General features: G+C 39.8%; 26 protein-coding genes and 1 riboswitch. Of the genes, 14 read left to right on the forward strand and 12 right to left on the reverse strand.

From position 1 onward, the window contains the following. Positions 1-234: 234 nt before the first annotated feature. The 3 genes from NH153_RS16180 (at position 235) to NH153_RS16190 (ending at position 3,693) form a co-directional block, all read left to right on the forward strand. A complete protein-coding gene (locus NH153_RS16180) occupies positions 235-1,485 on the forward strand; it encodes a diguanylate cyclase domain-containing protein (protein ID WP_167350246.1) in 1,251 nt (416 codons plus the stop codon). A 90-nt stretch (positions 1,486-1,575) separates the two neighbouring features. After that, positions 1,576-2,469: a TIGR01777 family oxidoreductase gene (locus NH153_RS16185; RefSeq protein WP_063705754.1), complete on the forward strand. Its 894-nt coding sequence runs from the start codon at positions 1,576-1,578 to the stop codon at positions 2,467-2,469. A gap of 81 nt (positions 2,470-2,550) precedes the next feature. Further along, positions 2,551-3,693, forward strand: coding sequence for a GGDEF domain-containing protein (locus NH153_RS16190; RefSeq protein ID WP_063705756.1), 1,143 nt, complete (start codon positions 2,551-2,553; stop codon positions 3,691-3,693). Between the two features lie 17 nt (positions 3,694-3,710). Here the strand turns inward: NH153_RS16190 and NH153_RS16195 are convergent, their stop codons facing one another. Next, the gene (locus tag NH153_RS16195) at positions 3,711-4,661 is read right to left on the reverse strand and encodes a LysR family transcriptional regulator (RefSeq protein ID WP_063705758.1); all 951 of its coding nucleotides are present in this window, start codon (positions 4,659-4,661) and stop codon (positions 3,711-3,713) included. Positions 4,662-4,770: 109 nt separating this feature from the next. On the opposite strand from NH153_RS16195, the gene NH153_RS16200 reads away from it, so the two are divergent. Next, entirely contained in the window at positions 4,771-5,712 is a 942-nt protein-coding gene (locus NH153_RS16200) for a sodium-dependent bicarbonate transport family permease (RefSeq protein WP_063705760.1), read from the forward strand. Positions 5,713-5,795: 83 nt separating this feature from the next. Then, positions 5,796-6,215, forward strand: a complete 420-nt coding sequence (locus tag NH153_RS16205) for a hypothetical protein (RefSeq protein ID WP_063705762.1) — start codon at positions 5,796-5,798, stop codon at positions 6,213-6,215. A 12-nt stretch (positions 6,216-6,227) separates the two neighbouring features. On the opposite strand, the gene NH153_RS16210 is transcribed toward NH153_RS16205, so the two are convergent. From NH153_RS16210 to NH153_RS21780, 3 genes are all read right to left on the reverse strand, one after another. Continuing rightward, positions 6,228-6,608: a hypothetical protein gene (locus tag NH153_RS16210; RefSeq protein ID WP_063705764.1), complete on the reverse strand. Its 381-nt coding sequence runs from the start codon at positions 6,606-6,608 to the stop codon at positions 6,228-6,230. 113 nt (positions 6,609-6,721) lie between these two features. Beyond that, on the reverse strand, positions 6,722-7,309 hold the full coding sequence (locus NH153_RS16215; RefSeq protein WP_063705766.1) for a hypothetical protein: 588 nt from the start codon (positions 7,307-7,309) through the stop codon (positions 6,722-6,724). 88 nt (positions 7,310-7,397) lie between these two features. Then, positions 7,398-7,574 (reverse strand): hypothetical protein, encoded by a 177-nt coding sequence (locus NH153_RS21780; protein WP_156503651.1) that lies wholly within the window; start codon positions 7,572-7,574, stop codon positions 7,398-7,400. A 264-nt stretch (positions 7,575-7,838) separates the two neighbouring features. On the opposite strand from NH153_RS21780, the gene sbcB reads away from it, so the two are divergent. Further along, positions 7,839-9,284: an exodeoxyribonuclease I gene (gene sbcB / locus NH153_RS16220; protein ID WP_063705768.1), complete on the forward strand. Its 1,446-nt coding sequence runs from the start codon at positions 7,839-7,841 to the stop codon at positions 9,282-9,284. Between the two features lie 39 nt (positions 9,285-9,323). Here sbcB and NH153_RS16225 read toward each other — a convergent pair whose 3' ends face one another. Then, a complete protein-coding gene (locus NH153_RS16225) occupies positions 9,324-10,205 on the reverse strand; it encodes an NAD(P)-dependent oxidoreductase (protein ID WP_063705770.1) in 882 nt (293 codons plus the stop codon). 114 nt (positions 10,206-10,319) lie between these two features. Between NH153_RS16225 and NH153_RS16230 the strand changes: the two genes are divergently transcribed. Together NH153_RS16230 and NH153_RS16235 are read left to right on the forward strand one after the other, a co-directional pair. Next, entirely contained in the window at positions 10,320-10,835 is a 516-nt protein-coding gene (locus NH153_RS16230; RefSeq protein WP_063705772.1) for a glutathione peroxidase, read from the forward strand. Further along, positions 10,801-11,784, forward strand: coding sequence for a 2-hydroxyacid dehydrogenase (locus NH153_RS16235; protein ID WP_063706187.1), 984 nt, complete (start codon positions 10,801-10,803; stop codon positions 11,782-11,784). Before NH153_RS16230 ends, NH153_RS16235 begins: the two co-directional genes overlap by 35 nt. Before the next feature lie 60 nt (positions 11,785-11,844). Here NH153_RS16235 and NH153_RS16240 read toward each other — a convergent pair whose 3' ends face one another. From NH153_RS16240 to NH153_RS16250, 3 genes are all read right to left on the reverse strand, one after another. Next, positions 11,845-12,171 (reverse strand): hypothetical protein, encoded by a 327-nt coding sequence (locus NH153_RS16240; RefSeq protein ID WP_063705774.1) that lies wholly within the window; start codon positions 12,169-12,171, stop codon positions 11,845-11,847. Between the two features lie 4 nt (positions 12,172-12,175). Continuing rightward, entirely contained in the window at positions 12,176-12,682 is a 507-nt protein-coding gene (locus tag NH153_RS16245) for a hypothetical protein (RefSeq protein WP_063705776.1), read from the reverse strand. A 211-nt stretch (positions 12,683-12,893) separates the two neighbouring features. Continuing rightward, on the reverse strand, positions 12,894-14,219 hold the full coding sequence (locus tag NH153_RS16250) for a sodium-dependent transporter (protein ID WP_063705778.1): 1,326 nt from the start codon (positions 14,217-14,219) through the stop codon (positions 12,894-12,896). 147 nt (positions 14,220-14,366) lie between these two features. On the opposite strand from NH153_RS16250, the gene NH153_RS16255 reads away from it, so the two are divergent. After that, positions 14,367-15,104, forward strand: a complete 738-nt coding sequence (locus tag NH153_RS16255) for a 4'-phosphopantetheinyl transferase family protein (protein ID WP_063705780.1) — start codon at positions 14,367-14,369, stop codon at positions 15,102-15,104. Here the strand turns inward: NH153_RS16255 and lysC are convergent. Continuing rightward, complete coding sequence (gene lysC / locus NH153_RS16260) at positions 15,081-16,460, reverse strand: lysine-sensitive aspartokinase 3 (protein WP_063705782.1); 1,380 nt, start codon at positions 16,458-16,460, stop codon at positions 15,081-15,083. The genes NH153_RS16255 and lysC overlap by 24 nt on opposite strands. An 81-nt stretch (positions 16,461-16,541) precedes the next feature. After that, a riboswitch (Lysine riboswitch) is annotated at positions 16,542-16,714 on the reverse strand. 88 nt (positions 16,715-16,802) lie between these two features. Then, positions 16,803-18,053, reverse strand: a complete 1,251-nt coding sequence (gene nhaD, locus NH153_RS16265; protein ID WP_063705784.1) for a sodium:proton antiporter NhaD — start codon at positions 18,051-18,053, stop codon at positions 16,803-16,805. A gap of 148 nt (positions 18,054-18,201) precedes the next feature. Here nhaD and NH153_RS16270 point away from each other — a divergent pair, with 148 nt between their 5' ends. The 5 genes from NH153_RS16270 to NH153_RS16290 all read left to right on the forward strand — a co-directional run bounded on the left by NH153_RS16270 (position 18,202) and on the right by NH153_RS16290 (position 25,488). Then, complete coding sequence (locus tag NH153_RS16270; RefSeq protein ID WP_063705786.1) at positions 18,202-19,476, forward strand: MksB family condensin complex protein; 1,275 nt, start codon at positions 18,202-18,204, stop codon at positions 19,474-19,476. 2 nt (positions 19,477-19,478) lie between these two features. Next, positions 19,479-20,024 carry a condensin complex protein MksE gene (locus NH153_RS16275; RefSeq protein ID WP_063705788.1) on the forward strand — a complete coding sequence of 182 codons (546 nt, stop codon included), beginning with the start codon at positions 19,479-19,481 and terminating at the stop codon, positions 20,022-20,024. Further along, on the forward strand, positions 20,024-22,810 hold the full coding sequence (locus NH153_RS16280) for an Mks condensin complex protein MksF (protein ID WP_063705790.1): 2,787 nt from the start codon (positions 20,024-20,026) through the stop codon (positions 22,808-22,810). Before NH153_RS16275 ends, NH153_RS16280 begins: the two co-directional genes overlap by 1 nt. Positions 22,811-22,933: 123 nt before the next feature. After that, the gene (locus tag NH153_RS16285) at positions 22,934-23,488 is read left to right on the forward strand and encodes a DUF4136 domain-containing protein (RefSeq protein ID WP_063705792.1); all 555 of its coding nucleotides are present in this window, start codon (positions 22,934-22,936) and stop codon (positions 23,486-23,488) included. A 161-nt stretch (positions 23,489-23,649) separates the two neighbouring features. After that, a complete protein-coding gene (locus NH153_RS16290; RefSeq protein WP_063705794.1) occupies positions 23,650-25,488 on the forward strand; it encodes a TonB-dependent receptor in 1,839 nt (612 codons plus the stop codon). A 54-nt stretch (positions 25,489-25,542) separates the two neighbouring features. Here NH153_RS16290 and NH153_RS16295 read toward each other — a convergent pair whose 3' ends face one another. After that, positions 25,543-26,235 carry an ankyrin repeat domain-containing protein gene (locus tag NH153_RS16295; protein ID WP_138625178.1) on the reverse strand — a complete coding sequence of 231 codons (693 nt, stop codon included), beginning with the start codon at positions 26,233-26,235 and terminating at the stop codon, positions 25,543-25,545. A 53-nt stretch (positions 26,236-26,288) separates the two neighbouring features. Then, positions 26,289-26,537: a YkgJ family cysteine cluster protein gene (locus NH153_RS16300; RefSeq protein WP_054562006.1), complete on the reverse strand. Its 249-nt coding sequence runs from the start codon at positions 26,535-26,537 to the stop codon at positions 26,289-26,291. Positions 26,538-26,665: the final 128 nt, after the last annotated feature.

Raw genomic sequence — 26,665 nt, forward strand, 5'->3', positions numbered from 1 at the left:
ATACATTATTTACTTATTATCGGGACTAAATTACCAAAAATAAACACAATCTGCACCAATTTGTTAAGCTCACATTAATAATTTAACCAAAATTTCGACTACATATCTTAAAACTCACACTGGAAAAATACTCAATACCCATCAATACTTTATTATTAATAACTGAAACAGTCCCCTACCCATTCAATGTCGCTAAGAGCTAAATTTATCCTTCTGCTATCCACAATTTTTTGTGTGGTGGTAGCCAATACTTTCATTATCTATGCATTAGATAAACAAGGTCAGGCTAAGCTTGAAGCAGTGATCCATACTCATAATGTGCTCGATGAATCAGAAAAGCTCTACAATCAAATAACGAGTGCCGAAACTGGACAACGGGGTTATTTATTAACGCAAGACCTCAACTATTTAGAACCCTACTATTCGGCTCTTGAACAAGTAAAAAAACATTTTTTGGCTGTTAATAGACTTACCCTAAGCAACCCCGAACAACAAAATACGCTTGCTTTAATTGATGAACTAGTTAACAAAAAATTAGCTGAGTTGGCATTAACAGTGACACTTGTAATGCAAGGCACACCTTATGCCCTTGAAGAAGCTAAAGCGATTGTGTTAACTGATGAGGGTAAACAGTATATGGACCAAATCCGTTGGCATATTCTACAGTTTCAAAATACTGAGAAAGCCAAGCTAGAACAGCAAAATGCTGAGTACCAAAGAAATAGGTTGTTTATTACCCGGTTCGTCACTTTGCAAATCCCATTAATTGTTATCTTATTAGTATTTTGTGCTTTTTATATCAATTCTAAACTTTTCAAGCCAATGAAAATATTAATAAAAAATACCAAACAGCTTGAAAAAGGCATGCCTGCAAAAATGATGACGATTAATTCTCATGATGAAATAGGTTACCTTTTCAAACGCTTCATACGTATGAGCAACATAATTAATAAGCGAGCAAGTAAATTAAATTTTCAAGTAAGTCACGATCATTTGACGGGTGTTTTAAATCGAACGGAACTAGAGCCTGCATTAAAACACGCTACTAGTCTTTGTTCTGAAGATAACAAACTGGCTGTAATCTTTATTGATATTAATAAATTCAAGCAACTCAACGATAACTATGGTCATTTAATCGGTGACCTAGTACTTAAAGAAACAGCAAAACGGGTTACTTCATCAGTTAGAGCTGATGATGATGTTTACCGTTATGGAGGGGATGAATTCGTTATTGTTGCCCACAACATTGCCAAGCGTTGCTACATAAATGCCATGCTCAACCATCTAATGGAACGATTTGATAGCCCTTTTATATTCGAACAACACACAGTTACGGTGTCACTTAGTATTGGTGTAGCCCTAGCACCTGATCACAGTCAAGATCCTCAAAAACTGCTCAAGCTTGCTGATCAAGCAATGTACCAAGCTAAACAAGCGTCAAAAAATGGTTATCATCTTTACCAGAATAGTACTCAAGAAGACTAATCTAAATTACTGCTTTATCCGTATATATTTGCAAAAACCCTCATCACTATGTATAAAATTTACACAGCACTTTTAACTTAAGGCAACACTATGCATCTTTTATTGACAGGCGGAACGGGTCTTATTGGTAGGCATTTGTGCCCTTTTTTATTAAACCATCACAAGGTGACTGTACTTACACGAAACCCAATTCAAGCTGCTGTTATTCTGACTCATCAAGTGCACACTGTTAAGTCACTCGATGAGGTGAATTTTGAAGAGGTTGACGCTGTAATTAATCTAGCTGGAGAGCCAATTGTCAACAAACGTTGGAGCGAGTCGCAAAAGCGCACTTTGTTAAATAGCAGAATTAATCTTACCCTACAGATATCTAAAGCGATTAGCCGCTGTGAATCACCACCTCATACCTTTATTTCTGGCAGTGCGATTGGCTTTTATGGCCGCCAAGAAAACCAGCCAATTGATGAAAGCTTTAATGATATTTATCCTGAATTTAGCCATGTGCTTTGCCGTGATTGGGAGCATGCAGCGACGAAAGCACAATCTGACCAAACTCGAGTATGCCTACTTCGTACAGGTATCGTATTAGCTAAGCAAGGTGGTGCTTTAGGTAAAATGCTGCCTGCTTTTAAATTTGGCTTGGGTGGACCAGTAGGCCATGGTCAACAAGGAATGTCGTGGATCCATATTGACGACATGATCCAACTCATCCTTTTTGTGCTTTCACATCAGGATATACACGGGCCTGTCAATGCCACTGCGCCAAATCCTGTTGATAATAATGAGTTTAGTCAAACTCTTGCACATGTGATATCGCGTCCTGCCATGTTACGTATGCCTAGCTGGGTTTTAAAATTGATGATGGGCGAGATGTCAGACCTACTCCTTCATGGTCAATTTGTGCTTCCCAATAAACTACTTAGTCATAATTACCGCTTCCATTACCCAACGTTAAAACCAGCATTAGAAAGTCTAAAATTATAGTTACAATGTACGGGTTGATAATACTCAACTAATACATAATAATTAATCTGATTTTAGTCGAGTGATTATTCAGGGAAAATCATGATGCATTTACCCACCATAATCAGCATTTCAATTTTATTGAATGTGATTATTGGGGCGTTTCTACTGTCTTTGTATTTTTTAAGGCAACAGCCGAGCTATTTATATTGGGGTAGTTCGTGTTTATTTTTTGTATTTGCGCAAATCACCGCTTCTCTTCGTGTTTTTATCGACTTACCTTTAATTACCCATTATCTGGCAGCTTTACTCATTATTTCAGCGCCTTTGGCTGCAATTTTAGGGATCCATGCTTATAGTCAGTCAGATAGGAAATACCATAAAGCCTGCGCCTTTGTGCTGATCCTATCCATGCTGATATTACTGCCAGTGCATGACTCCCCATTAAACCAAATAATCAGCACGGCTATCATAGCTATTTGCTTTAGCTACGCTGCATTTGCGCTCAGAAAGCTGCAAGTTGAGCGCATCATACACCTGGCTTTACTAAAACTGTGCTTTGTAATTCATGCTTTGATTATGTTAGTACAATTTTTGCTTTTAGTTTCTGATTATAAGGGCGATATTAATACTGATTTAAGCCACATTCTCGCGGTCATTTTGATAAGCCATATTATAATTACCACCCTAACTGCTATGATTTGGCCATTAATGATGTTTTTAGAATCAGAGCAGATACTAAGCGATCTTGCCAATCGTGACCCGCTTACAGGATTATTGAATCGCAGATCATTTATAATGATTAGCAATAATTACTTAGAGCAAGCTAATAGTAATCTTACAGAGCTCTGTGCTTTGATGATTGATATCGATTTCTTTAAAAAAGTAAATGATCAATATGGTCATGAAACCGGAGATGAAGCACTCAAATGGGTTGCTAAAAAGATTAAAAGCCAGCTTCGCGAACACGATTTAGTCGCCAGAATCGGCGGTGAAGAATTTGCTGTAATATTACCAAGCACCAGTCAGACCCAAGGCGAAAGCCTATCTGAGCGGATCCGTTTAGCAATACACAACGATAGCTTTCAATATCAGCAACATTCAATAAAGCTTTCAATTAGTGTTGGCATCATAACTCATAAATCGGGCACAAATAATGTTAACGAATTACTGGCAGAAGCCGACAAAGGCTTATACAAAGCAAAATTAAATGGCCGAAATCAAGTTGTTACTATGGCATTTTAACGTGACAGCTTGTTAGTTTAATTTAAACTTTTATTTAGCTGACTTAACTCATTGGTCACCCACTGTTTATCTAAGCATTGCTCTAAGTTAAGTTGGGCAAATTTTAAAAAATTGCGCGCCGCATGTGACAAATGGCGATCGGTGCGAACCACAAAATACCAATGACTGGCTAAATTCACATCCTCTACATCTAGCATGCAAAAGCTCGTATCATGGGGTGGCAATACATGGCGAGAAACAACACCGAGCCCCATTCCTGAGCCAACTGCAACACGTATTGCCTCGTTACTCGCCATTTGTACTGTGTTGCTTAAAACAAAACCTCTACTTTGTAATTCACTTTCAAAAAGCATTCGCGTAGCAGAGCCTGGCTCTCGAAGTAAAAAACGTTCACTCACTATGTCGTGCAAAGTGACATGGCTTTTACTCGCAAGTAGATGGTTTATTGGCGCAATAAACACTAATGGGTTTTGCAAAAACCGCCCTGCTTTTGCGTGCTCTAATGAAGGGGGGTGACTAAATACATAAATATCATCTTCGCCTCGTTCAAATCGAGCAAGCACCTCGGCACGATTACCTATTTCAAGCGGCAGCTCAACATGAGGATGTAAATTACTGTACGGTCCAAGCAATTTGGGCAAGATATATTGTGCGGTGTTAACCATGGCTATTTTACAGCGCCCGCGCTCCCCACCTCTGAGCTCAGCTAAGTAATCCTGATAATCATCAAAATGACCAAACACCTGCTGGCAAGTTTGAAACAACGCAAAACCCGCTTCTGTAATATGAATACGCTGCTGATTAACCATCACTAATGGCTCATTCACTGTTTCTTGCAAGCGTTTAATTTGTTGTGAAACCGTTGGTTGCGTTAAGTGTAACTGCCTTGCTGTCTCACTAATTGAGCGCGTTTTTACCACACACATAAACACTTCAAGTAAGCGAAAAGAAATATGCCTTAAGTCCATTAACACCAACCCATAGATAATAACCTATAAGATACTATCATTTATTTAATTATTTACTATGTGAATTTTTATCTAGAATAGCGGCGCTTTTAACCAAGAGGAGAACAAAGTGCCTGATATTGTTGTAATGTTTTTTGTTTTAGGGCTCACAGCCGGATTACTTCGCTCTGATCTTAAAATTCCGCAAGCAACCTATGAAACCCTTAGCCTATTGTTAATGCTCACCATTGGCTTAAAAGGCGGCATGGTGCTGCATGGCAATTTGCATTGGCAACTTCTACCCGAGATGGGCGCTGTGTTACTGCTTGGCGGCTTGATACCATTAATGCTGTATCCGGTATTAAACAAACTGCTTAACCTTTCTGTTGCTAATAGCGCAAGTATTGCCGCGCATTACGGCTCAGTAAGCGCAGGTACATTCGCCGTTGCTTTAGCTTATGCCGAATCGAACTCACTTAATGTAGGTGCTGAAGTCACGCTTTATTTAGTAATGCTTGAATTACCTGCCATCATCGTTGGCTTATTACTATACCGCCGTCTAGGAAATGGCTCTGGGCAAAACCTATCACTCAAAGCGCTGTGGCATGAAACACTGACTAACAAAAGTGTGATCTTGCTTGTGGGTGGTGTGATTATTGGCATGATGTACGGCACGCAGCAAGGCAGCCAAGTAACTAGCCTTCTTACCAGCAGCTTTAAAGTTGTATTAGCGTTATTCTTACTCGAAATGGGTTTAATGGCCGCACAAACACTGCGCCCTATTCCATGGCATCATTGGCGTTTAGCGTTATTCGCTGTTATAACTCCAAATCTATTAGGTGCTATCGGCGTCTGTGTTGGTACTGCCCTGCAACTCGAGCTGGGATCGGTAGTGATATTAGCAAGCCTAGTTGCAAGTGCCTCTTATATTGCAGCTCCAGCCGCTATAAAAGCAGCTATTCCTGATGCTGACATAGGCTTAGCCATGTTATGTTCTTTAGGCATAACCTTTCCTTTCAATGTATTACTAGGAATTGGCTTGTATCATCAAATAGCATTGTATATGAGTTAAAAAATTCGCTAACTATCACTTTATGCATGAGATTTTTTAAAAAGTCGTTTAATATAAATAAAAAAGCAGTGCAAGGACATGCTATGTTCAATCAAACGCTCAGCACTGAGCAACAGCATGTAAGTGATATTTTTATGCGCTTATGTACGCTTTGTCAGGTGCAAAATAATTTAGAATTAGAGCAACATTTATCATTACAACTTGGCTTTTGTGAGCAAAGTATTGAGCTTGCAACTGTGCCCTATGAGTTAATTGATAAACTAGCTAAAGCTTCTGAGGTTAGTTTTGATTCACTACTTAATGGTAGTAACCAAACCACAGCTGTACTTGATGGTCCCATATTACAAGCAGTCAGTAACGGTATTATTAAGAGTATAAAAAAGCTATCAATGGCGGGGTTAATTAAAGGTGAGAACCAAACGCAAGAAGCACTTAGTCAACTTGCAGATATTCAGCTAAAACAAATAGCAAAAGAGCTCAAAATACAAAGCCAGGTTAAATAACCTGGCTTTTTACTAATTCTTACCTTTGTACATTTTCTCGTAAATGTCAGATATATTGTTTTGCTTATCGTAGTATCGCTGCAGCTCCCCAAGCGATAACTCCTTTATTTTATCGCTATCAAGCCCGGCAGGTTCTGCTAATTTAAAATGTGCGGCGTGTGGTGAATTGCCCATTAAGGTTGCAATTTCGCCCTTCAATTGTTCAGCTTTATTAAATAGTTTAATTGCTTTGCTGATATCTGTTTCATGTTCGGCTTGTAACGTGCACCAAACCACCTCAACAGACTTAGACCTGATTTGATCTTCAAAGATATTTTTTCGCGCAATCAACCACGTACTTGCAATCAGCAAGATGGCTAAAACGGCAATAGCTATGTAAATTAGTTCAAGCATTACGATCCCTCGGTAAACTAAAAGTTACTATACACCCAAACTTGGTCCGTAATACATCAGGAAAAAGCATTATAAATGCTAGTATGAGACTGAAATTCATCTAATAATTAATGTTAAGTTTTTGTTCCGAACGGCCAGCTTGGACTAAGTAATAGTTTTAATTTGGTTTTCAAAAGACCAGGAAACAACATCACAACAGCAAGCACAATACTAATGTAGAGTACAATAAAGCTATACATGTAGTGTATGTAGGCGTGTTCAGCTTGTATGTCTAACACAACAAACTTAAACCAAAGAATAAAGTGAGCTATAGAAAGGCCAACTGTTAGCTTGATAACACAAAAGAATAGCAAACCGAACTTATAACTAAACTTTTCATGAAGCTTTGCAAGCACATACATACTAAACAATGAAGTAGCGCTTAAACCAAGGTAAACATTCTGAACATTATCAACTGCATGATTTTCTTGAATATAAGTCAATGCATATTCCATTAATAATGTTGTAAGCATGTATTTCGTGACGACAACAGCTATTGTTAAAAAGTCACTAAATAACTCTTTATCTTTAACAGCTCGTATCATTGAAAGTATGAGGGCTAAGAGGTAAGACAATGATATGAGTACTTGATATGAAAACACTTCTCTGTTTTCACTGACCAATAATGCCTTGTTGTATAATTCTGCTAAGTATTCAAACATAGTTTACCCTTCATACCAAGCATTAGGATATTACTATGTGGCAAAAAAAACCAGCTGTTTGAGCTGGTTATTTTGAATAGTCTATTGTTTAGTTAGGTTTTTTTTCTTTAATAATAACTATTCCACCAGAACCTTGTAGCTCTTCCTTTTTCTTTTCTTTAATGATTACGATTCCACCAGAGCCTTGAAGTTTTGTCGTATCAAAGCTTGAAACTGGTGCTGCGTCGAATGCTAAAGTAGATAGTAATAAAGCTGATAAAGTCATTTTTTTGTTCCTTCATTGTTAAAGATAGTTTTCGTTAGCAAATACCGAGCCACTAAAATACAAATTGGGTAAAAACTAACGACTAGCCCCTATATAAGCATAAAATTAAACCGTTAGGCCATTTTTTATACTATCCACGTATGCAAAACGTACGCTGAACAGCATCAAACCGTTTAGATCTATAAACTAGCTAGGCTCTATGCCATAATTCTGTTAATTCAAAAAATAAGTCAAAGCGGCCCTACGCTTAGCAAGGTTTAATGCATGGCATATCCAGAACAACAGCAACCAACAATTTATTGGCACGACTACGAAACATTTGGCGCAAGCCCGCAAAAGGACCGCCCGAGTCAATTTGCAGGTATTCGTACCGATCTCGATTTGAATATTATTGGTGAGCCGTTAATTGAGTATTGCAAGCCTGCAGCCGATTACTTGCCCCACCCTGAAGCGTGTTTAATAACGGGTATTACCCCGCAAGTTGCGATGCAAAAAGGCTTAGTTGAAGCTGAGTTTATGGCAAAGATCCATGCTGAATTTAGCCAACCTAACACCTGTGTTGCGGGCTATAACAGCATCCGTTTTGATGATGAAGTCACACGTTACAGCTTATATCGTAACTTTTATGACCCATACGAGCGTGAATACAAAAACAATAATAGCCGCTGGGATATTATTGATTTAGTGCGTGCCTGTTATGCACTACGCCCAGAAGGTATTGAATGGCCGCTTAAAGAAGATGGTACGCCGAGCTTTAAACTCGAGCACTTAACCGTTGCCAATGGCATCGAGCACGCTGCCGCTCATGATGCATTAAGTGATGTAACGGCAACCATAGCGTTGGCAAAATTAATAAAAGAAAAACAACCTAAGTTGTATCAGTTCTTCTTTAGCTTACGCTCTAAAAAAGCACTGGCTGATTTAGTTGATGTGTTTAACATGACACCATTGGTGCACACTTCATCACGAATTCCGGCAAGCCAAGGCTGCACCAGCTGGATTGCACCAATGAGCTTTCACCCAGTTAATAAAAACGCCATTATTTGCTTTAATTTAACTGAAGATCCGCAAGTGCTATTAGATTTATCTGTTGAAGAGCTACGCACGCGTCTTTACACAAAACACAGCGACCTTGGCGAAGACGAAGCACCGGTAGGCTTAAAACTCGTGCATTTAAACAAGTGCCCTATTCTTGCACCAGCAAAAACCTTGTTACCAGAGAACGCAGCCCGTTTAGGTATTGACCGCGAAAAGTGCCTACAAAATCTCGCTATTTTAAAAGCCAACACAGAACTTCGCGACAAAGTCACCGAAGTGTTTAACGAGCAGCGTGATTATGGCGAAACCACTAACCCTGATTATCAACTTTATGATGGTTTTACAAGCCATGCTGATAAAGCTAAATTTGCCATTATTCGAGATGCAAGCCCTGAGCAACTAGCATCAATGCAGCTTGATTTTGATGATAAAAAGTTTGCAACCTTGTTATTTAGATACCGCGCTCGAAACTGGCCACACACGCTTAGCCAAGATGAACTGGCAAAATGGCGCCAGTATTGCCAAAACAAGCTAATGCACGGTGAAGATAGCCCGTCGATCAGTGGCCAAGATTTCATGATCACCCTTGAAAATCTGGCTCATGAAAATGATGATAACGAGAAAAATCTGCATATATTAAAAGCGTTGTACAATTACGCACAAAGCATGTAATAAAAAACGCGACAATTATTGTCGCGTTTTTTATGGATATTACTTTTTATGTAACGCTTCGATACGCGCTAATAAACTAGATGTGTCGTAGCGACCGCCACCTAAGGCTTGTACATCGGCGTAATATTGATCAACTGTTGCCGTCATCGGCAAAGTTGCGCCGTTGGCCTTTGCCTCATCCAAAGCGATGCCTAAATCTTTACGCATCCAGTCAACAGCAAAACCAAATTCGTATTCGCCAGCCCACATTGTTTTGTAGCGGTTTTCCATCTGCCACGAGCCTGCAGCGCCTTTAGAGATGGTTTCAATTACTTTTTCACCATCAAGGCCTGCTTGTTTTGCAAAGTGTAACCCCTCAGCCAAGCCTTGTACCACACCCGCAATACAAATTTGATTTACCATTTTACAAAGTTGACCAGAGCCTACTTCACCTAATAATTGGCTAAAACGACTAAAAGCAGCCATGACAGGTTGAACAACATTAAAATCAGCTTCGTCGCCACCAACCATCACGGTTAATACCCCATTTTCTGCCCCAGCTTGACCGCCAGAAACCGGTGCATCTAAAAATGCGATGCCTTGTAGTTTCGCTTGAGCACCCACTTCACGTGCCACTTCAGCTGATGTTGTAGTGTGGTCAACTAAATAGCTGCCCTCATGCATGCTTGCCAGCACACCATTTTCACCATAAACAACTGAACGTAAATCATCATCATTGCCTACACACATGAAAACGATATCAGCCCCTTTTGCGGCTTCACTTGGCGTTTCAGCGTGTTCACCTTGATATTCTGATACCCACTTTTGCGCTTTAGCCGTTGTGCGGTTGTAAACTGTCACACTGTGACCTGCGTTGGCAAGGTGACCCGCCATTGGGTAACCCATTACACCTAATCCGATGAAGGCGACTTTCATTGACATAAAACTGACCTATTTGAGTGATAAATTAGTAACAATTTCATTATCTCAACCGAATAACTAAAAAGCGAATGAAAAAAAGTTCATTTAAACCGTTTAAAAACACACAGGTAAAACATGGATAGTATATATCGTTTCAATGCCCAGCTTGCATCTGGTGAAAACTTCAGCCTTGAATCGCTACAAGGAAAAACAGCGCTTATCGTCAATATTGCTAGCAAATGTAATTTTTCAGTGCAAATGGCAAGCCTTGAAAAACTCTATCAAGAATATAAACAGCAAGGATTTACCGTACTCGGTTTTGCCTGTAATCAATTTGGCCATAATGAGCCACTTGAAGGCAATGAACTTAAAGCCTTTTATCAGCAACACTTTGATGTCAGCTTTCCTATTTTTAACAAGGTGTTAGTCAACGGGCCTGACGCTCACCCTTTATTTAATTATTTAAAGTGCCATACCCGTGGAATTGCGCAAAACCGCGCAATTAAATGGAATTTCACCAAATTTCTTATAAACTCAGAGGGTCAACTTGTTGCGCGATATGCCCCGCGCACCAAGCCCGAAACCCTCAAAATGGTGATAGAGAGTAATTTAAATGATGAAACTGGCCTTATTCAGTGCGCAAAAGTATGAGCAACCGTTTTTTGAAAGGAATCTAACTGAATACGCTGAGTCTGTTTCGCTCAGTTATTTTGAGCAATCCTTGAACAGCAATACCACACCCCTTTGCCAAGGTTTTGATGCCGTGTGCGTGTTTGTAAACGATACGGTCGACAAACACGTCATTGCTGATATGGCGGCTGTCGGTATAAAAGCAATCTTATTACGCTGTGCAGGCTTTAATAATGTTGACCTTGATGCTGCCAAAGAGCATAACATCAAGGTTTGCCGCGTCCCTGCATATAGCCCAGAAGCAGTAGCAGAGCATTGTATTGCACTCATGCTAACGCTCAACCGAAAAACCCATAAAGCCTTTAACCGAGTACGTGAAGGCAACTTTGATTTAAACGGTTTACTCGGTTTTAATCTGTTTAAAAAAACTATTGGGATAATAGGCTGTGGCAAAATCGGTTTAGCACTGGTTAATATCTTAAATGGCTTTGGTGCTAAGGTGCTCGTGTGCGACCCTATGGCTGGTGAAGGCCCTTACACCCTATGCGATTTAGACACATTGCTTACCCAAAGTGATGTCATTTCATTGCACTGCCCGCTCAACGAGCACACCCATCATTTAATTGATGCTAACGCATTTAAGAGGATGAAAGACGGTGTCATGCTGATTAACACCTCTCGCGGTGCACTTCTCGATAGCCAAGCATGTATTCAAGCACTTAAGTCTAAAAAGCTTGGACACCTAGGCCTAGATGTATACGAGCAAGAGTCAGAGTTATTCTTTAAAGATCACCGTGAAGAAATCATGCAAGACGATATTTTTTCACGCCTTATTAGCTTTCCGAATGTGTTAGTCACAGGCCACCAAGGCTTCTTCACCCAAGAAGCACTTAGCGAAATAGCCTGCACTACATTACAAAGTGCTAATGAAATAAGCCAAGGCTTACCATTAACTAACGAAGTGAATTAAACATTATTAAATTTAAAGCCAGTTATCAAAAAATTAAACTGGCTTGGCTTTATTAAGTTTCTAAAAGCCGAGTCCAGCTAATACTAACTTCGTCTTAAATTTGGCCGCTGAGGTTGATACACATACCTTATATTGATTTTTGCTGTTCTTAAGCTTTCGTAATAAAATATTACGTGCAGTTTTTTTTATATAGCTAATTGGGTTTGCTCCCAAAGGCATTGGTCTTGGAACAAAGTCCATTAAATCAGTGCATTTATTAGACTCTTGAAGCATATATATGGTTTGATTAAAGACTTCATCATTCATTTCCCAACTACGAGCTTGATTACCATAAACTGACGCTAAGAAAGCTTTTAGATTTTCTTGCTCTATTTTATTCAATTCCATTTGTCTATTCCTTCAATAATTTGACGATATTGTTAAAATCGTTTTTTTCTCCCATCACTGAAAACCAATGCACCTCACCACCATTCAAAATCAATATAACTCCATGCTCTTCATTATCATTATAACTAGAGTAAAGTTTGATTTTACCTAAATCTTCAATGTAAGTATTTTTTGACTCAATGTTGAATGAAGCAGACGTACTCTCAGATAGTTTAGCTAACCAAATTGGTAGCTCTTGTCGAGTTTTAATATCAAAAAGTGAACTCATAAAAGTTTCAGTATTGCCAGTAAGATCAACTGTTGGTATGAAATTTTTGGGATCAACTATCTCATGTGTTAACACAAAATCATCAAATTTTAAAATTATTAAATTACCATTATGGGCAACTTTATGAGGGTTAATATTGAGTTTTAGTTCGTTAGAAAAAAATATTTCTAAACTTTTAGCTGAAAAAGAAATCGATGTAATAAATATAAAAATTGCAACCAGCATAATCTTATTTATATTCATAATTAGTCCCTTAATTATTAAGATTTCTTAAACGTAAATTTTCGCATTTAATTTGTCAATAGGTTATAAATTACTCAGCTGTGGTTTTACATAAATTTAAAGTTACTCAGATACAAGTCTTTAAAGTAAAAGGCGTGAGGTTTAAACCCCACGCCTTTTACTTTTTTCTTTCACCTTGAAACTAGAAACTTGTAACTAGCAACTCGAGTTTCTATTTCAACAACGCCACGTTCACGAATACCGCCGTCATTAATAACGGGCAGATAAAGCGAATGTACTGGGCAAACCAATAATGAGGGCCGCTCGATACTTGATGCAATTTATTACCACGCTGCCATAACCAGCCAACAGTAATGAAATAGAACAGCCCCATCAAAGGTAATTGGTACTGTGTAAGTACCATAATGACTAAACCAAATAACCAGTCAAAGTTTAAGATAATCAGTGATGAAGCAATAAACACGATTAGGGTTACAAATAAGGTCGCTTTTTTGCGCTCTACACTGTGATTCTCAACCAAAAATGCTACTGGAATTTCAGTCGATGAAATAGTTGATGTCACTGAGGCAATCGACATTAATACAAAGAATAATAAGCCAACGAGTAAACCCACTTGACCCATCGTGCTAAACAGTTCAGGTAAAATCGCAAAGATTAACTGCCCTTCACCAACCAATTTACCGCCACTAAATACCTCTACACCGTTATGTTGAGCAACAAAAATAGCCGGAATAATCAATAAACCTGCTAAAAAAGCCACACCGGTATCTAGCAGTGCCACGGTTCCAGTAAGTTTCGGCAGGTTGGCATCTGGTTTTAAATATGAGCCGTAAACCATCATACAACCAACACCTAACGACAATGAAAAGAACGCTTGTCCCATTGCCGCAATAATTAAGTTGGCATCAAGAATTTGACTAAAATCTGGCACTAAGTAAGCTGCAAAACCATCCATCGCACCATCTAGGGTCGCGATATAAGCAATTAACGCCACTAATAACACTAGCAATAATGGCATCAAGCGGCGTGACCAAGTTTCGATACCTGATTTAACACCTTTTAAAATAATACTCGCAGTAAGAATAAGCATCAGTGGCGTAAACACAAAATTGCGCGCCATGGAGTCACTGTGCAAAAAGTTACTTAACTCAGTAAAACCAAAGAAGCTTGCGACTGGCTCGAGCGCATAAGCGAGCATCCACCCTGCAACTATCGAATAAAAGCTCAGCATCACAATCGCACCAAAGAGGCCAATATAGCCAGCTGCAGCGCCCACTTTAGGTGCTGTGTCTTGCCATGCACTAGATAATGCTTTTACCGGATTAGCTTGCGCTTGGTGGCCTAAGTACAGCTCAGTATAAAGAGCTGGAAGCGCTAATAAGAAAATAACAATGAAATAAACAAGTAAAAATGCACCGCCGCCATGGTTTGCCGCTTGTGTTGGAAAGCCCCAAATATTACCTAAACCTACCGCCGCGCCAGAAGCTGCTAAAACGAAACCTAATCGGCTTTGAAAGCCGTCACGAACTTGTGCCATACATCTACAAATCTGTTATTATTTTTCCTCATTAAACCATAATTACAGTCAACTGCGTAAACTATTTGCGTTTGTTCGTGCCTATAAAAGTGCATTTGCTGTAAAAATAAACAAAACTAAATTCAAGCCCCGTGTAAGCGTTATACCATGAGCAGTCACTACTTTTCGAACACCCTTATCATTGAACAGCAGTGCCAAACAACGGCCAAAAAAATCATGCTTATGGATGCAACAGGTATTGATGTTGCAAGTTTACCCCTTGATAAATTACTTAGTGAGTTTGAGTTAAGTGTGCTTGAAAAACGCAAAGTGCCTAATGCAAAGCAAGAGTACTTAGCGACTCGCCTCACGTTAAAGTATTTGTATCAACATGCTTACCCTCATGATGATTTAGCGCTCAGTGAAATATCGAGCCAGTTTGATGACAAAGACAGCAAGCTAAAATTACATACCCCGGTTAGAGAACCTGTGTGGACCTGTTTATCACATTCAAATGGTTTAATTGGCGCAGCTCTTAACCCAGAACAGCAGCTATTTGGTTTTGATATTGAACAAAGCAGTAAGCCTCGCCCTTTTATCAAACTCGCCAAGCATTTTTATCATCACGATGAAGTTGACTTCATTAGCCGTTTTGACACATCCAATGAACAGGCACAGTGCTTTTTTAGAATTTGGACATTAAAAGAAGCGCTTGCCAAAGCAAGTGCTCAGCCTATTGCGAAACTACTTGCTCCTAATATATTCGAAGAATTGAACAAACATGATTTCAGCGCGAGTAGCAACTCTATTGAAGGCTTTGATATAAGTGTTGTGGCACAAAAAAGCACTGACTGGCAGTGCTCTTTTATTAACTTTAGTGACTTACGCCGCGACTTGGCTTTCTAATAGTCGGCTGTGGATAGCCTGAACTACATAATCTGACTCGCTTTGTTCAACTAAGAAGCACAGGTTATGTTTACTTGCACCGTGGCAAATTAAACGAATATTAAAATCGCTTAATACCTGCATTAAGTTCATTTCTTGCTGACGTAATTGAATTTCAGAACCAATTAAAGCCACCAGCGTTAAGTTATTTTCAACCGATACATGACAAAATTCAGAAAGCTTATCTAAACAGGCTTGATCAAGCTCTGGACGTGATGCATTCGGTGCGTTATCCAACGTAATTGCAACACTGATCTCAGAAGTAGTAACCAAATCAACCGAAATATTAAATTCGCTTAAAATGGTGAATACACGGGCTAAGAAACCGCTCGCAAGGAGCATTTCTGGGCTTTTAACCGTTAATAGAATCTGGTTTTTACGCTGTGTTACCGCACGAATACCTGGTTGCTGAGACTTTTCTTTTTCAATCCATGTACCACCTAATTGCGGCTCACGGCTTGAACCAACAAACACACTAATGTGGCTACGGCTTGCCGGTAAAATAGTAGCAGGATGCAGTACTTTTGCACCAAACGTTGCCATTTCTGCCGCTTCATCAAAGCTTAAGCGTGCAATTGGGCTTGCTTTAGCGCATAAACGCGGATCAGTACTGAAAATACCGACTACATCGGTCCAAATATGCACGCTTTTTGCGTTAATTGCTTCAGCGAGTAATGCAGCACTGTAATCTGAACCACCACGGCCTAAAGTAGTCGTTTGATTGTGTTCATTGCTACCAATAAAGCCTTGGGTTACCACAACCTGATCATCAAGTAGCGGTACTAAATGCTCTTTAGCTGCCGCAGCGGTTGCTGCAACATTTGGGGTAGCTTTAGCAAATTGGCTATCTGTTTTTAGCACTTTGCGAACATCAAAACGCACCGCATCAAGACCTTGGCCACGTAACACTTGAGTAAACAAATACGATGAGAAACGCTCACCAAAGCTCAGTAGCTCATCTTGCTCAGCTACTGACTTTGCGCCTTCTGACGCTAGATTTTGAAAAGCCTTAAGCGTTTCATTAAAGCCATGTGCTAAATCAGCATCAAGCGACAGCTCTGCCAAGATTGCTTCTTGTATGGCGACTACGCCAGTAATATGTTCATCACGCTCAGCCGCGCTCAAATCACGTTTACACAATGCAACTAAATGGTTTGTCACGCCCGCACTGGCACTCACAGCAACTATACGTACTTGATTATCAGCACAAACGATTTCTGCACAGCGGCTCATAGCATCAAAGTTAGCTACACTGGTGCCACCAAATTTTGCAACAACGTAATCTGATTTTGTGTTGGCGGCTAATTGGGTATTCATGTCGTCTCCTTTTGTGGAAAACTATCCACAGTAATTCAAGAAGAACTCGGCAAGGGGGTGCTTTGAAAATAAAGAGTAGTCCATGCCAGAAGCTCTCCACCTAGTTTGGTGACAGTTTTGAGGATTCAGCCCCATAAACCGAAAAATAACCGTGACGTCCGGTTAATTTTCTCGGCGAGTACTTCCCTCATTAATGGTCATCGGCGTTCGTCACCTCACATTAATTACCTAAGTATCGCACCTCTTCTGAATGTTAAGTTAACACCTGGTTAAAATAACAAAGCCTGCAGTTAAAAGCAGGCTTCGAAAGTTAACGTTTAGACGTCTAGCTGTCAAGTTGTTTTATGAAATTAAACTGCCCGCTAAGTGCGAACCGTAATAACCAACGGTATAAGCAATTAATAAATAAACCGACATTTTAAGATAGCTCATAAAGGTCAGTGCCTTAACCTTACTCATGGCAATAATACCTGCCGCAGAGCCGATTATAAGCATTGAGCCACCTACCCCAGTTGCGTAAGTAAACGACAGCCATTGCTGAGGGCTCATCACAATATCAGCTTTTAAAAGTGCTGCAGTCAGAGGTACGTTATCTACCGCTGCTGATAATAGCCCCATCAAGTAGTTGGCATATTCCGGTGCCATCAACTCATATAAGTGAGTAAATTTAGCAAGCATGCCAACTTCTTTTAATGCGCCAACCAGCAATAACACACCAACGAAGAACAATAAGGTGTCGTATTCAATTTCACGTATATAATCGATGATTTTTTTGTTAACGTCTTTTTTGCGCATTAAGAATTGTGCAACCAAAAACATCAGTGATAAACCAAATAAAAAGGTTAATAGCGGTGGTACACTGTAAAGTACGCTTAAAGTTAACGTGGCAATAATCGTCGAGAAGAAGATAACCGCAATGGTTATATCTGTTTTTTCAATTCGACGCGCGGTTTGTTTTTCAAATACTACATTACCCGACATACCCACCGATAGCATCGCTGCTAACAGTGCCACACTTGAAAGCGCAGGGACAATCAACAACAACAGGTGTCCTATCGTCACTTTTTCATCTAAGAAAATCATCAAGGTCGTAACATCACCGGTGATCAGCGATACCCCACCCGAGTTAACACTAAATACAATTAAGGTTGCATATTTTATTAATTTTTTAGGATCTAATTTCAGCGACATCACCACAGCAAGCGAGATTAAAGTCGCGGTTATGTTGTCTGATATTGATGAGAATAAAAATGCAAAGCCACCAATCAGAAACATCAGCTTTCGTTCACTGATTTGATTTGGCATAATTTTATGAACAATATTCTGGATAAAGCCTTTAGAGTTTAAATACGCTACAAAGGTCATTGCAGCCATTAAAAATAGCCACAAAGTCGCGATCTCTAAAATGTTGTGATCCAGTTGGTGTTGTATGGTTTCTGGGCTTTGCCCATGAATTGGAGAGATAAATAAGATAATCCAGCATAAAGTGCCAAAAAAAAGCGTCGTTTTGGCCTTGTTTACATGGATAATATCCTCTATAACGATAAGCAAAAATGCCACCGCTATCAGGGTTAGGATAAGTGGGGTTACCATGGTGTTTGAACAACCTTTATAAAAATGTAAAAATTGTAAGTCGAGTGTTTCGGCGCGGATTCTAGCAGCATAGAAAGCATAAAACTATTCTCAATTACATAATTTACTACTAATCGCTAACACCAAAGTCTGAATTTACTGGAGCTTTATGATCCCAGCTAAAAAGTTATTAAATACCCTTACTGAACATTGGGGGGTGTTAGAACTGCTATTTAAACGTTTTAAGATGGCTGATTTCAGCTTAAAAGACGTACAAAATGCGATAAAACAAAAACAACCTTCCTGGTCAAATGAACGCATTTATAAAGAAACAAATCGTTTATTGAATCAAGATATTATCATTCCACTGGCAAAATCATCGCAGTTAGAAATTAACCGTGCAATCGCCGATTTTGCGACTTTTTTACTACAAGAAGAACACCTAGGTCTTGCCCAAGAAATTAGTGTGCTTGTTGATGATTTAGCTCGCCTTGGTAATCGCCTTGCTAAAGCGGGTGAAATTGAAGATTACGATGAGCTTCGTCGCTTCAGCCGTATTATGGATGATCGGGTACGCAAAATAATGAAATTGTTTGCCCACAATGAAAACGCGATTTTAAATATTGTTGAGCAAGCAAAAGCTGATAACGCGGTACAATCACTGCAAAAACGCTATCAAGCAGTAATTGAAGCATTCGATGAATACATTGAGCCTATGCTTGAAATGGTGGATATTCGTGGTGACTTCCACGCTTGCTTTAATACCATCGAAGCGCAAATTAGCACGCAAATAGAGCAAATTGATCGCCTAGGTAAGTCATATCAAGACAAGCGCATGCTTGAACAATTACGTACCCGTATTTTAGAAATGCATTTAGTTGGTCGTGAAAGTTTACGTAAAAGCGCCGATATGCTGATGCCGCTACGGGAAGAGTTACGCCGTAACAACCTAATTACTCGCCAAGCGGCTAAAGTGCTTGGTTTAGTGCGTAAAAATGGCGTCGATAACATGTTAAGTGCAGTACAGCCTAACTTTGTTTCAGACGCACAACGTTTTTCACTTGGTCAGCAACGTCATATCGTGGCCTATATGGCAGGCTTAGTTGACTTTGAGCACGATGAATATCAGCTTCCTGAACATGATGATGTGCCCGCCTATCAAAGCCCGCATATTCCTGATTACAACGATGTTAAAACACAATTTAGAAAACGCTTTAAAAAAGCCAGCAAAAAAGCTCAGCCGCTGCTTAGTTTCTTAGATGAAAGCTACCCAGATCTTGAGGCTGACGAAATGCTGTTCTTGTATCAAAAATTGATTAGCGATGGCGACCTTGAAATCAGCCAAAGCCAAGAGAAAGTAAAAATAAAAATTGCCCAGCAACACTTCTCTCTTTACCCATTTAACTCATCGATTGCTGACGATAAAAAAGCAACAGAGCAATAACCATGACAGATATTAATTTAGATGATTTAACGCATCTGCAAGCTATTAATAAAAAGCTCACATCAGGCTACCACATTAGCGAACAAGACACGCTGATGTGGCAAGAGCTTGATCAACACATTGATGCTTATCGCGCGTTATTTAACGCCCTTGGCCACGACCTACAACATGATAGCCGTGGCTTTTACTATTTTGGAAGCGACGAAAGCACCCCAAATATGGGTAAAATTTCGCGTGCCATCGCACTGACTATCTACATCTTGATTGAGCACTATGCCAATACTGGTAAAGATCCAATGCGTGCCTTGTTTGACGAAGTAAACGACCTTGAACTGATGCAAACCTTAGTGCAAATCAACAAGCACCTGTTTGATCAATTAGAAATCTTCTCAGGCTCAGATTTACGCAAAGACGTTTACCTACGTATGGTGCGTTTAGGTCTTGCTCGCGAAGTAGAAAACGGCTTTATGCTGCAAGCACCTATTTATCGTTATATCGATGCATTAATGGAAGTAAACGAAGAAACCTACCTAGGAGATGACGAATAATGCAAAGCCAAAGCCTATACGGACTCAGCAAACTTGCGCTTTTAAATACCGCTGGCTATGCAAAATGCGTGATCCCGCTGGATAAAAGTAGTTCAATCTGTGCACCTAATAATACCGGTAAAAGCTCGGTAATTAATGCCCTGCAATTTCCATTGATCAATGATTTACGTCTAACAGAATGGGATGGCCACGATTTAGACGAAACCCGAAAATTCTACTTTTCATCAGATCAATCCTATATTTTACTCGAAGCTGACCTACCTAATGGCCCTGTGGTGATTGGTGTTGCTGGCCTTGGTAAAATTGCTGGTTACGCGCATCAGTTTTTTTGCTACCAAGGTAAGTTGAACCTTGATCACTACACTCAAGGCAAAACTATTGTAAAATTCACCAAGCTTTTTAATCACTTAAAAGAGCAAGGTTTCAATCCAATTGAATTAAAAGCGCAAGAACTAAACGCCCTACTCACTGGCGGCGCAACCCCATTTGATGGCGATATCAACTTAAAAATGATCCCCCTCAATAACGTGCAAGACTCCGCGATTTACAAAGAAATATTCCGCCGTATCCTTAACTTGCATAAGTTAGGTGCCAGCGATGTTAAACGCTTTATGTTACGCGTATTTGAGCGCCATATGTCAAACTCACGGGTTGATTTTTATGAAGTATGGCGACGTTCATTTGATAAAGTGAATCGCGCTAAACGTGAATTAAAAGCCCTTGAGTCAATGCAAGAGCCAATCGCAGCTCTTGAATCTATGCTTGAAAACCAAACGGTTTTAAAAGGTAAACTTGCTGCCTATGCGCCAAAAATTGACCAAGCACTGATTGACTTTGAAACCTATCAACAAGAGCAACTCTCTGAGCTAAATATTGCCCTTGAGGATATCGAACACGAAAAGCACGAGTTCGAACAAAAGCAGCAGCTGTATATTCAGCAATCCCGTGATATTGAGCGTAAACAAACTCAAATTGAACAATGGTTTTTAGATTATCGAGCGCTTAAATCTGAGTTTGAATTAGTTAATAAAGCCACCCTAAAAGTAAGCCTTACACAGCTTAAACAAGATTATGAATCGCTATCTCATTCATTAAGCAGTGCCCAAGGGCAAAGCTTGCACACGCTTGATTACCGTATTAGCGAAACACAAAAGCAAATTAAGAGCTTAAAATTACAGCTGAAGAACCTTGAGTTCAATTTATTCACCCGTATGCGTGAAGATTTATCTTTAAAAGAAGTTGAAGAGATTTCGCGTATTCTAAACCCAGATATATTATCGTTTGCCACCACCAGCAATGGTGATGTTGAGATCACAGACGAAGATGCCTTTGGTGAGTTCTTAGAGCAGTTATCGGCAAATGTGAAAGGCGGTGTACTAACTCTTCCTGGCGCGACGATTAAACTTAAAAAGCTAAGCCCAGTGCAAATGCAAACGGGCGAAAATAAAGAGCAATTAACCGCGCAACTCGCTGCCCTAGAAAACTCACTAAAAGAGTTTAAACAACAACGCGAAGTTGCTGCTAATGTCGCCGAAAAGCAAAAAGAAAAAGATGCCTTATATGATGAGCTAATGGCCTCAGAAGAAGCATTAAAACGCTTTGAACAATTTGAAATCATGCAGCAATCTGTCGATGCACAAACCATGCTAAAAGAGCAATTAAATGCAGAGCGCGAACAAGTTGACGACTACCTGCAAGACATTCAAAAGAACAGTGGCTCAATCAGCGACCGTCGTTCAATTATCAAGTCGAAAAAAGATCTGCTTGCCCGCCAAGCTGATCGTTTACGCCAAGTTAAATCTGAACGTATCGATCACACCCTTGATGTTTACTCAGGTAAAGTGACTCCATACATGATTGAAATCACTATTGATTTTGATAACTTGAGCGATCTTATTCACCACTTCAATAAAGACTGCCAAGAGTTACGTAACTTTGATATCAACGTACGTAATACCTACCTACATATTTACAATGCGGGTATTACTAAATTTGATAACGAAAACGATGAGTTTACTAAATACGAAAAGCTTATTAGCGCGTTTCATAACATCGACAACGAGCGCGATGCCGTTGAGCGTCAAGGCCGCGTTGCGTTAACCGAAGTAGCCGCTACTATTAAAGGCTTGCGCGAAGACTTAGACCGCCTGCGCCGAGAAATGAATAGCTTTAATAAAGGAATTAGTCAGCACCGTATCTCTAACCTTCAAGCATTCAAAATTAATGTTATTCCGCGCAAGATGCTGGTTGATAGCATTGATACAATTATCAGTACCTCAAATCAGTTTGAGCAAGGCGATACCCTAGACCTATTAAGCCAAGAGCCTTATAGCGAGTCTGCGGTAAATGAAGCGAAAGATCATTTAATTAAGCTTGCCTCAGAAAAAGCCGGTTTAACTCTGACCGATTTATTTGATATTCGTTTTGAGGTAGTAAACCGTGCTGGCGAAACTGAACACTTCGAAAAAATCGATTCAGCCGGCTCTAACGGTACTCGTATTACCATTAAGCTACTGTGTGGCATGCTGTTTATTCGTTACTTATTAAGCGACCAAGAACAAAACTTGTATCGTATTCCGATTTATATCGATGAAGCAGCCGATATCGACCCACAAAACCAAAAAGCAATTATCGAAACAGCGCTAAGCTTTGGCTTTGTGCCGATTTTTGCCTCAGTTAAACCACAAGTTAGCTGTGATTACATCGTCCCTATTCGTACTGTTAAAGATGGTGCACAAAACTGGGTCGATGAAAGAGATTGGATAGAAGTGGAACACACTGCTTAATTACAAACTATTACAGTACTTTTTTGTAAATGTGCCATAGTTTTTTAAATAATCATTCAGTTGAGTATTATTTGTGTTATGTTATCAATCAAGTAGTGGAAATTTTGCCAAGGAGCAAACAATATGAAGAACTTATTAATCGCGACGGCTGTATTATTTTTAGCGGCTTGCGCTAAAACGCCTGATTGGGATTACGACAAATCAGCAGATTTTAGTAATTATAAAACCTTCTCTTGGGTACCTAATGCCAGCTTGACTAAAAACGTAGCGAACTACCAAATTAGTCCTTTAATGGAAAAACGCGTTCGTGAAGCTGTTAATGCTGAACTTGAAAAAAGCGGTATGAAGCTAGTTGATTTAGCACAAGCAGATGTACTGATTAACTATCATGCCTCAGTTGATACAAAAATTGATGTTGATACCTTTAACGTAGGTTACGGTGCACGCTGGAATTACTGGGGTATGGGTTATAACACGCAAACCACCACTCGCGAATATGAAGTGGGTACGTTAATTCTAGACGTAGTTGACCGTGCTTCTAACCAATTAGTTTGGCGTGGTGCTAAAGAAGGTCGTTTGCAAAAAAATCAATCACCTGAAAAGCGCACTGAAGTTATCAAAGAAACGGTTGCTAACATTCTAAGTAACTTCCCACCGCAATCTATTAATCAAAACTAAACACCGTTTTAGTTAAAAGACCGCGCCTTAGCGCGGTTTTTTATTGCCTGCTGAAATCTGGTTGGAGTGGTATAACTCAGTGATTCAGATACAATACCCGCAATTTTCAGTGCGCCTAACTAGCCCACTACCCAGATTAAACAAAATCAAGAGAGTTTTAGATGGTACGCGCAGTACAGCTTACACTTCCCGCATTATTCGTCACTTGCTCAGTACTAGCAGAAGACACCAACAATATTGAACAAATCACCGTTGAAGTTTCAGCAACCGCAAATAAAGAACCGGTTGGTACTTTTGATGCGCCGGTATCAAACTTAGAATATGACCCACGTGTCGATTTGCAATCACGCAATATGGCTGAAGCTCAAGCTGATGTCACTATTCGTGGTGGTATCTTCGAAAATACTGGCTTTCGTGTCGGTAGCAGTACATTATTTGACCCTCAATCTGGTCACTACTTTGCTGAAATTCCTATTGCCCCACAGATGCTAACAGGCCCTTCAGTGCTTACAGGGGCTGATAATGCCCTTTATGGTATGAATAGCTCGGTTGGCACGGTTTCATTTGGCTGGCGCCCTATCACAAGCACTGGCAGCGTTTCACTTGGCACAGGTACGAATGGCTTTAATTTACAAAGCATTCATGCTGCCCATAGCCAAAAGCTGGATAGTAAACCTGATTGGCGATTAGGTTTTGAGGGTGAATACTCGCACTCAAAAAGCGATGGCTCAATTGATAATGGCGACCACGACTTTGAACGTGCCTCAGCACGCGTTCAAATTGCAAGCTCTACCTCGCAAACCGATTTAATGTTCGGGCGCCAAGAGAAGTTTTTTGGTTGGCCAAATCTATACACGCCATTTAATTTTAATGAAACCGAAGACCTTGAAACCAAGCTTTTCATGCTCAATCACAAACAAATGTATGGTGAGAGCAATACCTTTGAAGTGACTGGCTATTATCGTAAACATAACGACCATTATGTTTTGTCTCGTGAAAACCCAGCTATTTTTGAAGCGTTTCACGAAACCACAGTTAAGTCATTAGCACTCTCTGGACGTCACCGTTTAAATGACCGCTATGCAATTAATTATGCTGGGCAATTTATTGCTGATGAAATTGAATCAACATCTCTTGAAAACAATTTTACATCACGTAATTACACTAAGCTAAGTATCTTGCCTGAGTACAAATCAGCCCTTACAGCAAACAAAGAGCTTACTTTACGTGTTGGTGCTGCATTTGATGATACCAACCGTGATAGCTCAGATACCTCATTTATTGCCGATGCCAGCCTTAAAGTAGCTAATCAAAATGGCAGTGAACATACTTGGTATGCGTCATACGCCGAGGCAACACAAGTTCCCGGTTATACCGCTATTGGCGGCAGCGAAACGGGCGGATTATTCAGAAGTAACTACAGCCTTGAGCGCGAAACCACCGATAACCTTGAATTAGGTTTACTGATTGAACAGTCTTCATGGCGTTTAGATTCAGCTATTTTCTACCGTAAAGATAAAAACCTTACGGATTGGACATATCGCTTTGATGCAACCTCAGCACGTTTTGCAAACCCGGTTGATATAGACACCTTGGGCGTTGAGTTTTTAGCGAATAAATCGTTTGAAAGCACTGAGTTGATTGCCAGCTACACCTATTTAGAAAAGTCAGAAGACTATGGCACGGCAGATATTGATGCGAGCTTTTATGCGCTTAACTACCCTGATCACCGTGTAACACTGGGTGCAGTATGGCAACCAATGGATGTGCTTGAGCTGCGTATCGATAACGAATGGCGTAAGCAACACAATAACCGCCTACGTAGCTCTGATGATGAAGCCTTCTTCACGCAGTTAACGCTAAAATTTACCCCAGCCCAGCTTGATAATGTGTTTGTAACCTTTGCAGCTGACAACATTTGGGATGAATCATTCGAAGAAGTCCCGGGTACCCCTGGTCGCGGCGAGCAATATACTCTTAGCGCTACCTACACGTGGTAAGCAAAAACAATAATGCCAGTCAATTGACTGGCATTTTTCGTTGAGAACGATTAATTATTTCATAATAATCTGTTTCACTTCATTTAGTTGCGAGCACTCAGACTGATGACATTCTCGAGTGGAGTTATCTTCTAAGATCTTTAAAGCATCATAGCCAAAATTATTTTTGAGTGACGTGTCAGCGCCTTTTTCAATTAGTAATTTCATCGCAGTGTAGTTACTCAATATCGCAGCATATATTATTGGTGTTGAGCCTGTACCATCCTTAACATCTAGTTTTGGAGAAAACCTAAGTAAAGTTCTTAGGTGCTCTATTCTATCTGGCCCTAATACTTCAAATATTAAATTTCGTTTTGCAGACACTCTGTAACTATTGGGATTTCCACCCATTTGAAGTAGCTCACTTAAAAAGTTAGAGTCGAGATTAATCGTGGCTAAGCTTAAAACACTACTCGATTGATTAATTTGATAATTTGGATCAGCCCCAGCAGCTAGCGCTTTTAAAAACTGGTCTTTATTATTTGATTTTAATGCATCAACGAGTTGTTGATTAGTATGCAATTGCGTTTCTGAGCTGTGATCAAGTTTGACTTGCAGTGGTATTGCATAAGTAAATGAGCTTGCTAACATCAGATAGATGATTACATGTATTTTCATAGTTAATTTCGCAAGTATTGTTTCTTGTATTCTAAAACAGACAAGTCGTTCTTTATTATTTTTAAATAACATGAAGAAAACTTTAGCCATAAAACACAACTGATCCCAGCAACCGTTAAAAAGTGTTAAAGGTTTAATCTTTTTTAAGTCATCTGTTCAAGTTCAGTAATTAAATACAGTGCTTGTTCGTTAGTGGTGCCACATACATCGATGGTAGCAGAAAAGTCACTACACACCTTAGGCCTTGATTCATCACCAAATAATTTACATAGGTTATTATCGTCGAGTTGAATACAGCGCTCTCCCGCCGCTTTCCCGTTTGGCATTCCTGGTATCGGTGAGCTAATACTGGGTGCAATACAACAGGCGCCACAGCCTAATCTACATGCCATTTTATCTGTCATTGAGTACCTCTTATAGAACCTTTGTAGCGTCTTTGTAATATGTGTAATGGTTTGTTACATCTTCAAACGCCTTGTAAACACTTTATTGCGTATGCTTAGCCTAACAAATTTATTTT

This window comes from Pseudoalteromonas gelatinilytica (assembly GCF_001641615.1).
Classification (GTDB): domain Bacteria; phylum Pseudomonadota; class Gammaproteobacteria; order Enterobacterales; family Alteromonadaceae; genus Pseudoalteromonas; species Pseudoalteromonas gelatinilytica.

Bases quoted from the DNA above. Each gene is read 5' to 3' on its own strand.
- NH153_RS16185 (WP_063705754.1), top strand. From the start codon at position 1,576: ATGCATCTTTTATTGACAGGCGGAACGGGTCTTATTGGTAGGCATTTG.
- NH153_RS16190 (WP_063705756.1), top strand. From the start codon at position 2,551: ATGATGCATTTACCCACCATAATCAGCATTTCAATTTTATTGAATGTG.
- NH153_RS16195 (WP_063705758.1), bottom strand. From the start codon at position 4,661: ATGGACTTAAGGCATATTTCTTTTCGCTTACTTGAAGTGTTTATGTGT.
- NH153_RS16205 (WP_063705762.1), top strand. From the start codon at position 5,796: ATGTTCAATCAAACGCTCAGCACTGAGCAACAGCATGTAAGTGATATT.
- NH153_RS16210 (WP_063705764.1), bottom strand. From the start codon at position 6,608: ATGCTTGAACTAATTTACATAGCTATTGCCGTTTTAGCCATCTTGCTG.
- NH153_RS16215 (WP_063705766.1), bottom strand. From the start codon at position 7,309: ATGTTTGAATACTTAGCAGAATTATACAACAAGGCATTATTGGTCAGT.
- NH153_RS21780 (WP_156503651.1), bottom strand. From the start codon at position 7,574: ATGACTTTATCAGCTTTATTACTATCTACTTTAGCATTCGACGCAGCA.
- sbcB (WP_063705768.1), top strand. From the start codon at position 7,839: ATGGCATATCCAGAACAACAGCAACCAACAATTTATTGGCACGACTAC.
- NH153_RS16225 (WP_063705770.1), bottom strand. From the start codon at position 10,205: ATGTCAATGAAAGTCGCCTTCATCGGATTAGGTGTAATGGGTTACCCA.
- NH153_RS16230 (WP_063705772.1), top strand. From the start codon at position 10,320: ATGGATAGTATATATCGTTTCAATGCCCAGCTTGCATCTGGTGAAAAC.
- NH153_RS16235 (WP_063706187.1), top strand. From the start codon at position 10,801: ATGAAACTGGCCTTATTCAGTGCGCAAAAGTATGAGCAACCGTTTTTT.
- NH153_RS16240 (WP_063705774.1), bottom strand. From the start codon at position 12,171: ATGGAATTGAATAAAATAGAGCAAGAAAATCTAAAAGCTTTCTTAGCG.
- NH153_RS16245 (WP_063705776.1), bottom strand. From the start codon at position 12,682: ATGAATATAAATAAGATTATGCTGGTTGCAATTTTTATATTTATTACA.
- NH153_RS16250 (WP_063705778.1), bottom strand. From the start codon at position 14,219: ATGGCACAAGTTCGTGACGGCTTTCAAAGCCGATTAGGTTTCGTTTTA.
- NH153_RS16255 (WP_063705780.1), top strand. From the start codon at position 14,367: ATGAGCAGTCACTACTTTTCGAACACCCTTATCATTGAACAGCAGTGC.
- lysC (WP_063705782.1), bottom strand. From the start codon at position 16,460: ATGAATACCCAATTAGCCGCCAACACAAAATCAGATTACGTTGTTGCA.
- nhaD (WP_063705784.1), bottom strand. From the start codon at position 18,053: ATGGTAACCCCACTTATCCTAACCCTGATAGCGGTGGCATTTTTGCTT.
- NH153_RS16270 (WP_063705786.1), top strand. From the start codon at position 18,202: ATGATCCCAGCTAAAAAGTTATTAAATACCCTTACTGAACATTGGGGG.
- NH153_RS16275 (WP_063705788.1), top strand. From the start codon at position 19,479: ATGACAGATATTAATTTAGATGATTTAACGCATCTGCAAGCTATTAAT.
- NH153_RS16280 (WP_063705790.1), top strand. From the start codon at position 20,024: ATGCAAAGCCAAAGCCTATACGGACTCAGCAAACTTGCGCTTTTAAAT.
- NH153_RS16285 (WP_063705792.1), top strand. From the start codon at position 22,934: ATGAAGAACTTATTAATCGCGACGGCTGTATTATTTTTAGCGGCTTGC.
- NH153_RS16290 (WP_063705794.1), top strand. From the start codon at position 23,650: ATGGTACGCGCAGTACAGCTTACACTTCCCGCATTATTCGTCACTTGC.
- NH153_RS16295 (WP_138625178.1), bottom strand. From the start codon at position 26,235: ATGGCTAAAGTTTTCTTCATGTTATTTAAAAATAATAAAGAACGACTT.
- NH153_RS16300 (WP_054562006.1), bottom strand. From the start codon at position 26,537: ATGGCATGTAGATTAGGCTGTGGCGCCTGTTGTATTGCACCCAGTATT.